We start from the raw sequence: 9,910 nt of genomic DNA, 5'->3' as shown, positions 1-9,910 counted from the left end.
ATGATCAGCTAGACTCCGTCTGCTGATCTTTTTTCTGTCTTTCCTTGCAGGCCTCTCTGGACCTCTTAAAGGTTAAATTTGTCTCATTATATCGCGCTCCTTCTCGCTTGTCAAGTAAAATCAGTAACTCAAGAAACTTTACGGGGTTCAAAATCTTCTGGGATCGGTTTAATGTATTGCATGGCGATTCGGTTTTCAGGCTTGCGATCGACTAGATAAAGAACCAGTAAAAAGAGCCATTCCAAAGGTTTCATCAGGTAATAGATCAGGTCCATAGCCCATTTCTTCTTGATATGTTTGGCAAAGGGATAGCCATAGCGGTCGTAATTGCGACGCAAGAAGCGATGGAATCGTGGCGTCTTTTCTTCTAACACCTGCTCAAAGGCATTGGCAATACAAAGCTGGCGATTGACAACGACTGGATGACCGTGGCGGATGCCCATCCGCTGGGGCTTGACAACATTTTCATGGCCACCAGCCGCAACCGTACAGAGATAATGCTCATCAATGATGAGATTCTGAGGAGGAATCTTTTGTGAGAAGGCCCAGTCAGCTGTATTTGTCCAGGCCTTGATCATGGAATCCGGCTGCTGCCCAAAGAGCATGAGAACGAGGACAACAAGGGCAAGAGTCGGAAGAGCGATGAGGACCGCTAGCCATGGCCAGTTACGTGATTTATTTAAGAGCTGATGGAGCCATTGAAGCAGACGATTCTCATAGCTTATCTCTGTTCGATCTTCCTGCCACTCCTTGATGCGAACCCATAAGAGATGGATGGAATAGATCAGTAAGAAAAAGGTGTGAAAACTTGCTACCTGCAGTTGATTATCAAAAACTAAGAGGAGAACCACTCCTCCTAGAATGCCACTGATGCAGAAGACATTTGCTAGTGGTGAGAGTGAATTCGCATCCCGGTAGGAATAGATAATCAAGGCAAGTAAAGTAAGAGCTGCCAGTGTGAAGAAGGTCGGATAGGCTCCAGACCATATCAGCGCATGTTTCTGAGAATTGATCAAGGGCTCATTCCATTCGTAAAAGGTCATATCCTTGACAATGAAAATAAAAATCGCTTCTAGAAAGCAGCCAAAGAGTCCAAACCAAAGAACAATTGTAGGCTGTTGTTTTTTCTTTTTGATAGGCTTAGGACTCGGTGATTCAATTGTGAATGCGTCATCTTCTCTTGCCTCTTCTCCTTCCTTTGGCCCTCTCTCTTCAAACAGATCCGGATCTTTGGGAGCTTCTTCCTCTGCTTCTTTGAACTGGATGCTGGACCACCGCCCAATCCCATAGATAATGACAAAAATATTGGGGACAAAGAGGGCTACGGTTAGACCGTAGGGCAAGAGCTTCATCGTAAAGGAAACAATCTCCCAAACACTAAATTGGATGAATGGATCCGATAGAGCATAGATCGACTGACTAATGACCAAATAGATGTAAAAGACCAATAGAATCAGTGCATTGGTCACAAAATTGATCTGCAACAGACCTGCTGTGAAATGGGTTTCCAATTCCTTATCCTTTTTCTTATACCAGGAAACTAGTTTTTTCATAAGATCTCCTCAATCAATTTTTTACCATTCTATCAATCAGATCTTATCTTAAGCAAGGCAAAACTGTATTTTCCCATCAAAATCAGTCCCCAGATGGAGATTTTGTTCCCAATTTTCTATTTTTTAAATATTTGATCTAGCCTACTTCCTATTACCTCCCTCAGCCTGCATTATACTCTGATACAGTCCTTGAAAGACCACATTTTACGGGAAAAACGCGCTTTTTTATGTTAAAATAAAAGCATGAGAATACAACAATTACAATACATTATCAAAATCGTCGAAACCGGCTCTATGAATGAGGCCGCTAAACAACTCTTCATCACGCAACCTAGCCTTTCCAATGCCGTCAAGGACTTGGAAAATGAGATGGGGATTGAAATCTTTATTCGGAATCCTAAAGGGATCACTTTGACCCGCGATGGGATGGAGTTCCTCTCTTATGCCCGCCAGGTGGTGGAGCAGATTGACCTCTTGTCCGAGCGTTATAAAAATCCTGTGGGTTCTCGTGAGCTTTTCAGCGTCTCTTCACAGCACTACGCCTTCGTGGTTGAGGCCTTCGTTTCACTATTGAAGAAAAGCGACATGGAAAAATACGAGCTCTTCCTACGGGAGACGCGGACTTGGGAGATCATCGATGACGTCAAGAATTTCCGAAGCGAAGTTGGAGTTCTCTTTTTGAATAGCTACAACCGGGATGTCCTCTCTAAGATGCTGGATGATAATCACCTGATTGCCACCCACCTCTTTACAGCGCAACCTCATATCTTTGTCAGCAAGACCAATCCTCTTGCCAAGAAAGAGATCGTCCACTTGTCTGATCTGGAAGATTTCCCATACCTTAGCTATGACCAAGGGACCCACAATTCCTTCTACTTCTCAGAAGAGATCCTCTCTCAAGAGCATCATAAGAAATCCATCGTCGTCAGTGACCGGGCGACCCTCTTTAATCTCTTGATTGGTCTGGATGGCTACACCATTGCGACCGGGATCCTCAACAGCAATCTCAACGGAAACAACATCGTCTCCATCCCCCTTGATATCGAAGACCCGATCGAGCTGGTCTACATTAAACATGAAAAAACAGCCCTCTCAAAAATGGGAGAGAAATTCATCGAGTACTTGCTTGAGGAAGTGAAGTTTGATAAATAAAAAATATCTGAGTGATCCATGTTCACTCAGATATTTTTTATTGTCTTAATTGTGAAAATACTTGGCCAATTTTCCCTTCAATAACCAGGTCTGCTTGCTTGTCTTGCGGGATACTGGTTTTATTGATGACAACCAGCTTCTTCCCTTGAAAATACTGAATCAAACTGGCTGCTGGGTAGACCACAAGGGAAGTTCCACCGATAATCAGGAGATCAGCCTCTTGGATGGCTTGGGCTGCTTGGCTAAAGACGTCCATATCGAGAGGTTCCTCGTAAAGAGTCACATCAGGTTTGACCACCTTGCCACAGTCCAGACAGTGTGGAACCGGGCCTTCTAAAGCTAGAAAGGACTCCAAATCATAAAATCGCTGGCAACCCGTACAGTAATTGCGGTCGGCACTGCCATGAAGCTTCAAAACTTTTTTAGAACCAGCCATTTCATGGAGACTATCAATATTTTGTGTCACCACCGCCTTGAGTTTACCGGTCTCTTCAAGCCACGCGAGATAGCGATGGGCAGCATTGGGCTTGGCATCTGGGTAGAGCAAGTACTTCTTGTAAAAGTCGAAAAAGTCCTCTGGATAGCGCTCAAACATGGTATGGGAGACCAATTGCTCAGCTGTCAAATGCCGACCCACCTGAACACTATAGACACCGTCTGAGCTTCGAAAATCTGGAATATTTGACTCCGTAGAAACTCCTGCCCCACCGAAAAACACGATCCGATGACTCTGATCAATCATCTCCTGTAGTTGAGCAATCTTATCCATCTACTTCTCCTTTAGTAGCTCTTCCATCACAGCATTGGCCTGATCAAAATAAAAATTAGTTTGATCATAATGGATGCCTGTGTAGCTTGCAAGGTCAATCAAATTCTTCATAAAATCCTGAGAAGAGAAACCCGTCGTCCAATGGAGCTCTTCCTCATCAAAGGGCTTGATCAAGTGGGCCAGGGGGTTGCGAACTGATTTTTCTAACTCCCGCAATTGCTGGGCCGCAACTTTGACGGTATCTGGCAAATCCAACTGCACAATCAACTCCGTCAAACTGGACGAATTGACCACACTTTCACTGTGAAATTGCTGCAGGATAGGGTTTTCTGACGCATGCAGGCTCTCAAACTTCCAACGGTCATAACTGGATTCTTTGGAGTTATGAATATAGTTGGTAATATCAGGAATTTTCAACTGAATCAATCGCATAAAGATCCGATAGATGGCTGGGCTGACGGCACGAACAAAGTCAATAATCTGCTCATTTCGCAACTTCGCCTCTAAGTCATAGAGGTAGTTAGCCAACTGCTCATCTTCTGGATCTTCATGCCAAAAAAGCTGAAAACCAGTCGCCTCTAGCAACTCGGTTCTCAACTTTTGATTCATGACGGGTTGGATATTAAGCTCACGACGCTCCGCCATTAACTGCAGTAAGCTCACCAACAAATCCGGTACTTCTTCCTGCTGCTTGATAGAGCGCAGAGCCCGGCTGTAGTGATAATTTTGGAGATCGTAGAGCCATTCATCATGAAAGAATTTTGCCATTAGTCTGCAATCAAAGTCTCAAGACCAACTTTCATCATGTCTGTGAAAGTATTTTGACGTTCTTCAGCAGTTGTGTCCTCATCAGGATTAACCAAACTGTCTGAAATAGTCATGATAGCAAGCGCATCCACATGGTGTTGAGCAGCAAGATAGTAAAGAGCTGCTGCTTCCATTTCTACAGCTTTCACACCCCATTTACCAAGCTCGATGTTCTTTTCACCATAGTTTGAATAGAAGACATCTGATGACAAGACATTGCCAACGTGAGTGGTCATACCAAGATCTTTGGCAATATGGTAAGCCTTGTCTAAAAGATCAAAGCTAGCAATTTGAGGGAAATCGTATTGAGGCCAGTCGTTGCGGATGATGTTTGAGTTGGTTGCAGCAGCTTGTGCCAAGACCAATTCACGAACATGGACATCCTCGTTCAAAGAACCAGCCGTTCCCACACGGATCAATTTCTTCACGCCGTAGTCGACAATCAACTCACGCGCATAGATAGAGATTGATGGCATCCCCATTCCAGTTCCCATGACAGATACACGGTGACCTTTATAAGTTCCTGTGTAACCAAACATGTTACGAACTTCGTTGAAGCAAACAGCGTCTTCAAGGAAATTCTCAGCAATAAATTTCGCACGAAGAGGATCCCCAGGAAGAAGAATTTTATCAGCAATTTCACCTTGCTTAGCAGCAATATGGATAGACATAGTTTATGATACAAAGAGCGACCAGAAAGCGACTGAAAATTAGGAATCTGACGAGAAATCCTGATTTCTCAGTCAGATTATCTATTTTCCGAGCTTTCCGCTCGTGTTCAAATTAGAACACATGCTCTACCTTTCTTTTTTATTTTTTAGAATAGGTGTTAAAGAGGCAAAGTGAAAATAGGAAACTGACGACGTATCGCAGATGCTAGACAGTTTATCTTTTTTACACAGTTCTCCGCCCGTATTCAGTTCAGCGAATACGGTTAACCCATCCTTTCTTTTTTATTTAATTTGTTAATGAGTCCAAAAACGCAAAGAGTTTGGCATTCATTTCTCGATAATCGTAAGCACGAATGGCTTCAGGTTTTTGAACAAAGGTCAATTTTTGACTTTGTTCTTCTATAACCTCTTCACCGTCAGCAGCAATCAAGAGATCGACTGCTTCTGGATCAAATTCCAAGTGGGCTTGGAAGGCATAGTGTTTAGGACTGAAGCGAATCATCTGACGTGGACACCCTTGACTAGTAGCAAGAACAACAGCATCTTTTGTCAATCCTGGCATATCACCATGCCAGTGGCCAGTTTCAAGAGTTTTTCCAAACTCACCGACATGTGGATCTGTGAGTCCTTCAGGCGTCAAGGTCACTGGATAAACCCCAATCTCACGTTCCGGACTGTGCTCATACTTCGCTCCATAGGCAACAGACAGGAGCTGGGCACCCAGACAGACCCCAACAATATAACGATCTGCCTTCATGGCTTTTTGAATCAGTTCAATCTCTGCCTGAGGATCGTAGTATGGAAAAGCTTCTCGATCTTCATCTGGCGATTGAGGTCCTCCCATGACGATCAAAAAGTCAATCTCATCCACTGACTCTGGTAAGGTTTCATTCTCATAGACTTTAGTCGTGGTCACTTGATGGCCACGCTCCTGTGCCCATTTTAGATAAGCGCCCGGCACTTCAAAGGTTTCATGCAGTACAAAATGTACCTTCATCATTTCTTCTCCCATCTCTTTCGAATCACGTATGACAGACCAGCCACAAGTACAAGCGGAATAGTCAAATTCCAAGTTTGGCCTGTAAATCCAAGGCTCAGGGCAATGGCTGTCAGAGGAGCTTCTAGGGTCGTCCCTAAAAAGACTGTCGCTCCTAGTAACATCCCTAGAGCAGGATCCAGATGAATCCCAAGGACTGTCAAAAGCAAGGTCACTAGGTAGCCAGAACCAATCCCAAGGGCAAATGATGGTGTCAAGGTACCCCCATAAGCACCATTGCGCAAGAGGAGGTAAACCATAAGCCCCTTCACTGCAAGAGTCAGTGGAAGATAAGGAATCGGCTGACTAGACAAGAGGGCTTGCGCTAGTACCTGGCCATTTCCCATAAAGATAGGGAAAAAGGCTACTAGGCTCCCCAGCGCTAGAAAGGCTAGAGGAAGAGCCCAAAGAATCGTCCCATCCTTCCGCCTTTTGTGACTAGCCCGCTTGGCGAGGAAAGCAAAGACCAGAGCCAAGGGAGTGACCAAGAAAGCAATCACAATAGCCTGTAAGAAGCTGCTAGCCGACCATGAGACTGCGGACAGGTGATAAACAGCCTCCTGACCAACGATGGACTGAGCAACCCAGGTGGCCAGATAAGTACTGGTCAAAACCAGTAGAAAATTCTGCCAACTGTAGGCGAGTCCTAAGGTCTCAAAGACGAACAAGCTACTGGCAAAGGGGACCTGATAGACCGCAGCTAAACCAGCTCCAGCACCACAGGCAATCAAGACTTTTCGCTCTTTGAGAGCTAGTGAGAATCCCTTCGCCAAGCGACCAGCTAGAAGAGCCCCGACCTCACGTGGGGCTCCTTCTTTTCCGACCGATGCGCCTGCTCCAACAATTGCCACCTGCATACCTGAATGAAGGAGGTGGGCTAAGGGCGCTGGTTCCCTGTCTCCAGCTAAGTCAATTTGCTGACGAATAGACAGGATCTGATAACGCCTTTGCAGGACATACCAGAAGCCAGCTGCCAAGCACCCAGTCACACACAAAACCAGAAATCTACGGAGACCTCCAACTTCTTGAAATTGCTGGAGCAAATCCGAACTAGCTTGGCCAAAGGCCAGCTCTTGCACCCCTTCTAGTAGATAATGACAGGCAATTCCGACCAGACCCGTCCCAATCCCTAATGATAAGGTGGCTAGAAGTAACCTCAGTCCGTAGGGTAGACTTTGGAGTCGTACTTTCATTGGATTAGAGTTCAGCAAGGATCGCTTTTAGCAATCCTTTGAAGTCACCTTTGACGCGCTCAGTCACTTCTACTACTTCTTCGTGGTTGAGCTCTTCTTGGAAACCAGCCGCAAAGTTGGTAATACATGAAATACCAAGAACCTTCAAGCCAGAATGCGCTGCAATGATGACTTCAGGAACAGTTGACATTCCGACAGCATCTGCACCAAGAGTCTTAAACGCACGGATTTCAGCTGGAGTTTCGTAGGTAGGACCAGTCACACCGATATAAACCCCATCATCCAATTTGATACCCAATTTGTCAGCTACTTTATGAGCTGTCTCACGGTATTCAGGTGTGTAAGCTTTGGACATATCAGGGAAACGTGGACCAAAATCATCCAAGTTTTCACCGATCAATGGGTTTTGACCAGTCATGTTGATATGGTCTGTGATAGCCATCAAAGTACCTGGTCCATATCCGATACCACCGGCAGCGTTGGTAACAAGAACTCCTTCACATCCCAAAACTTTCATGACACGAACTGGGAAAGTCACTACTTCTAGTGGGTTTCCTTCGTAGAAGTGGAAACGTCCTTGAAGGGCCAAAACCTTGCGTCCAGCAAGCTCACCGTAGACCAATTTACCCGCATGGCCGACAACCGTTGAACGACCCCAGTTTGGAATTTCAGAGTAGTCTACTACGACTGGATTTTCGATTTCTTCAGCCAGTTCTCCAAGACCTGATCCAAGGATCAAGCCAAACTCAGGTGCTTCCATTCCTTTGCCATTCAAAAAAGCAGCTGTTTCATTGATTTTTGCTAATAATGTCATTGCATATCTCCTTTATGATTTCCTTAAAAATTGGCCAATTTTGTCAAATGTATTGGCATTGCGAATGGTCAACAGGCGGTAATCCGGCATCTTGAGGACTTGTCTGTGGTAAGCGGTCTTTGTGTAGGTCTCTTCTGAGTATTTGCCCCAGTAAATCCCTAGATTCCCACGATGGATGATTTCATCACCGAGCGAAAAAGAGGAAACCAGCTCCCAGACAGCATCCTGATCGAGGCCTTCTGTGTAAAAGAGAACATCCTTGCGGGCCAGATTCTCCTGCCACCAGGCTGGTAGAGCAGCGAGATCTTGCGCATAGTCCTCAGCTGAAAAGAGAGAAAAAGACTGGATAAAGGGATAGCGATCACGAAAGAAATGTCCCAGCAAATCTACCAATTCTGCTTTAGAACTAGCTGATTCAAAGAAGATATTGCCACTATTGATGTAGGTCTCTACCTCATCCAGCCCGATTGTTTGGAGCTCCTCTCGAAGCTCTGCCATCACGACCTTGTTTTTCCCGCCAACATTGATCCCTCTAACGAGGAGAGCGAAGCGTGTCATCTTAGTTCAATTTGTCTAAGAAACTTTCACCGATCATGGCTTTTTCAACACCAAAGTTCTCTGCAATTGTCGCAGAGATATCAGAGAAATGTCCAACTGGAATCACACCATTGCCCTTGAAGGATGGGCTATAAGCCAAGAATGGGATGTATTCACGCGTATGGTCTGTACCAGCGTAAGTTGGGTCATTCCCGTGGTCTGCAGTGATCATCAAGAGGTCATCTTCACGCATAGCTGCAATGATTTCTGGCAAGCGTTCGTCAAATTCATGCAAGCAATCGCGGTAGCCGTGAGCATTGCGACGGTGACCGTAAAGAGCATCAAAGTCTACCAAGTTGGTAAATGAGAACCCTTCTTGGAACTCAGGAAGTCCCATGGTCTTAATCAAGGTATCCATACCGTGGCTATTTGATTTGTTGTGGCCCATATCGTGGTTGATACCAGCTCCGTTGAAGATATCGTTGATCTTACCAACTGCATAGGTATCAATACCCGCTTCGTTCAACTTATCCAAAACAGTTGGCGCAAATGGTGAAACAGCTAAGTCACGACGGTTGGCTGTACGTGTGAAGTTTCCAGGTTCCCCAACATAAGGGCGGGCAATGATCCGTCCTAGAAGAGCTGGACGTTCCAAAGTGATAGAACGAGCATATTCACAGATACGGTAGAGTTCATCCAAAGGAATAATGTCTTCGTGAGCTGCAATTTGAAGCACAGGGTCTGCTGATGTATAAATGATCAACTCACCAGTTTCCATTTGACGTGGTCCAAAGTCATCGATGACCGCCGTACCAGAATAAGGTTTGTTGGCTTCACGGATAACCTTACGTCCTGAGAATTCTTCAATCTTTGTAATAATTTCTTCTGGGAATCCATTCCAGAAAGTATCAAAGGGTTCTGTAATGTTGAGCCCCATGATTTCCCAGTGACCAGTCATGGTGTCTTTCCCAAGAGAAACTTCTTGCAATTTTGTCGCATAGCCAGTTGGGTTGCTTTCAGCTGGCACAGTCTTCAATGGTACTTCACGAGGAATATTTCCAAGACCGATTTTCGCCATGTTTGGCACATTCAAACCGACGGTTTTAGAGATGTGACCCAATGTATCAGATGCTCCATCTGGAACACCTGCATTGACAAAGTTATTGGCATCCGGTGCAGCACCGATCCCAACAGAATCTAGCACAACTAAGTGCATGCGTTTAAATTTTGACATATACTGCCTCTTTCCTTTATTAAACTAGCTATATTATACCATATCCCTATAAGAAGAGAGCCGTTGTTTGATTCGAGGCTGGGACAAAAGTCCTAGCCTCTCAATTATTTTTGGATTGTCGAGCAAGACGCAGTGGTTGAGTGG

General features: G+C 45.0%; 10 protein-coding genes. 1 reads left to right on the top strand and 9 read right to left on the bottom strand.

Annotation, left to right across the window (positions count from 1 at the left end):
• Window positions 1–128: 128 nt before the first annotated feature.
• Window positions 129–1,553 carry a DUF6688 domain-containing protein gene (locus tag ADH92_RS04305; protein ID WP_049497357.1) on the bottom strand — a complete coding sequence of 475 codons (1,425 nt, stop codon included), beginning with the start codon at window positions 1,551–1,553 and terminating at the stop codon, window positions 129–131.
• Window positions 1,554–1,796: 243 nt separating this feature from the next.
• Here ADH92_RS04305 and ADH92_RS04300 point away from each other — a divergent pair, with 243 nt between their 5' ends.
• Window positions 1,797–2,705: a LysR family transcriptional regulator gene (locus ADH92_RS04300; RefSeq protein WP_003003594.1), complete on the top strand. Its 909-nt coding sequence runs from the start codon at window positions 1,797–1,799 to the stop codon at window positions 2,703–2,705.
• A 37-nt stretch (window positions 2,706–2,742) separates the two neighbouring features.
• Here ADH92_RS04300 and ADH92_RS04295 read toward each other — a convergent pair whose 3' ends face one another.
• From ADH92_RS04295 to ADH92_RS04260, 8 genes are all read right to left on the bottom strand, one after another.
• Complete coding sequence (locus ADH92_RS04295) at window positions 2,743–3,474, bottom strand: NAD-dependent protein deacylase (RefSeq protein WP_049497354.1); 732 nt, start codon at window positions 3,472–3,474, stop codon at window positions 2,743–2,745.
• Window positions 3,475–4,242 (bottom strand): hypothetical protein, encoded by a 768-nt coding sequence (locus ADH92_RS04290; protein ID WP_049497350.1) that lies wholly within the window; start codon window positions 4,240–4,242, stop codon window positions 3,475–3,477.
• Window positions 4,242–4,952, bottom strand: a complete 711-nt coding sequence (gene deoD / locus ADH92_RS04285; RefSeq protein WP_003007097.1) for a purine-nucleoside phosphorylase — start codon at window positions 4,950–4,952, stop codon at window positions 4,242–4,244. Before deoD ends, ADH92_RS04290 begins: the two co-directional genes overlap by 1 nt.
• A gap of 286 nt (window positions 4,953–5,238) precedes the next feature.
• Complete coding sequence (locus ADH92_RS04280; RefSeq protein WP_049497359.1) at window positions 5,239–5,952, bottom strand: type 1 glutamine amidotransferase; 714 nt, start codon at window positions 5,950–5,952, stop codon at window positions 5,239–5,241.
• A complete protein-coding gene (locus ADH92_RS04275; protein WP_239681846.1) occupies window positions 5,949–7,181 on the bottom strand; it encodes a chloride channel protein in 1,233 nt (410 codons plus the stop codon). The genes ADH92_RS04280 and ADH92_RS04275 overlap by 4 nt, the downstream gene beginning before the upstream one ends.
• Before the next feature lie 4 nt (window positions 7,182–7,185).
• Entirely contained in the window at window positions 7,186–7,995 is an 810-nt protein-coding gene (locus ADH92_RS04270; protein ID WP_049497346.1) for a purine-nucleoside phosphorylase, read from the bottom strand.
• Between the two features lie 12 nt (window positions 7,996–8,007).
• Window positions 8,008–8,553: a DUF1697 domain-containing protein gene (locus tag ADH92_RS04265; RefSeq protein ID WP_049497344.1), complete on the bottom strand. Its 546-nt coding sequence runs from the start codon at window positions 8,551–8,553 to the stop codon at window positions 8,008–8,010.
• Between the two features lies 1 nt (window position 8,554).
• Window positions 8,555–9,766: a phosphopentomutase gene (locus ADH92_RS04260; protein ID WP_003011617.1), complete on the bottom strand. Its 1,212-nt coding sequence runs from the start codon at window positions 9,764–9,766 to the stop codon at window positions 8,555–8,557.
• Window positions 9,767–9,910 lie beyond the last annotated feature (144 nt).

The sequence above is a fragment of the Streptococcus parasanguinis genome (assembly GCF_001073155.1).
GTDB classification, from domain to species: Bacteria; Bacillota; Bacilli; order Lactobacillales; family Streptococcaceae; genus Streptococcus; species Streptococcus parasanguinis_D.
This window is presented reverse-complemented; position numbering and strand designations above follow the sequence as displayed.

Coding starts and splice junctions, on each gene's coding strand:
- ADH92_RS04305 (WP_049497357.1), bottom strand. CDS start 1,553: ATGAAAAAACTAGTTTCCTGGTATAAGAAAAAGGATAAGGAATTGGAA.
- ADH92_RS04300 (WP_003003594.1), top strand. CDS start 1,797: ATGAGAATACAACAATTACAATACATTATCAAAATCGTCGAAACCGGC.
- ADH92_RS04295 (WP_049497354.1), bottom strand. CDS start 3,474: ATGGATAAGATTGCTCAACTACAGGAGATGATTGATCAGAGTCATCGG.
- ADH92_RS04290 (WP_049497350.1), bottom strand. CDS start 4,242: ATGGCAAAATTCTTTCATGATGAATGGCTCTACGATCTCCAAAATTAT.
- deoD (WP_003007097.1), bottom strand. CDS start 4,952: ATGTCTATCCATATTGCTGCTAAGCAAGGTGAAATTGCTGATAAAATT.
- ADH92_RS04280 (WP_049497359.1), bottom strand. CDS start 5,952: ATGATGAAGGTACATTTTGTACTGCATGAAACCTTTGAAGTGCCGGGC.
- ADH92_RS04275 (WP_239681846.1), bottom strand. CDS start 7,181: ATGAAAGTACGACTCCAAAGTCTACCCTACGGACTGAGGTTACTTCTA.
- ADH92_RS04270 (WP_049497346.1), bottom strand. CDS start 7,995: ATGACATTATTAGCAAAAATCAATGAAACAGCTGCTTTTTTGAATGGC.
- ADH92_RS04265 (WP_049497344.1), bottom strand. CDS start 8,553: ATGACACGCTTCGCTCTCCTCGTTAGAGGGATCAATGTTGGCGGGAAA.
- ADH92_RS04260 (WP_003011617.1), bottom strand. CDS start 9,766: ATGTCAAAATTTAAACGCATGCACTTAGTTGTGCTAGATTCTGTTGGG.